This is a genomic window from Paraburkholderia sp. SIMBA_054 (assembly GCF_046534875.1).
GTDB lineage: Bacteria > Pseudomonadota > Gammaproteobacteria > Burkholderiales > Burkholderiaceae > Paraburkholderia > Paraburkholderia hospita.
Window position 1 is genome coordinate 1 of the sequence record NZ_JAWRXV010000471.1, and the last position, 313, is coordinate 313.

The 313-nt window shown below is 47.6% G+C and carries 1 protein-coding gene; it reads left to right on the forward strand.

From position 1 onward, the window contains the following. On the forward strand, positions 1–313 hold a 313-nt coding region (locus tag SB822_RS55960; protein WP_410858959.1), incomplete at both ends, for a DNA polymerase domain-containing protein.

Genomic DNA, 313 nt, shown 5'->3' on the forward strand with positions numbered 1-313 from the left:
GAAAAAATCATGCTGGACTACCGTCAGCGTGCGATCAAAATCCTGGCGAACTCTTACTACGGTTACTACGGTTACGCGAAAGCGCGTTGGTACTGCAAAGAATGCGCGGAATCTGTTACCGCGTGGGGTCGTGAATACATCGAATTCGTTTGGAAAGAACTGGAAGAAAAATTCGGTTTCAAAGTTCTGTACATCGACACCGACGGTCTGTACGCGACCATCCCGGGTGGTAAATCTGAAGAAATCAAAAAAAAAGCGCTGGAATTCGTTGACTACATCAACGCGAAACTGCCGGGTCTGCTGGAACTGGAAT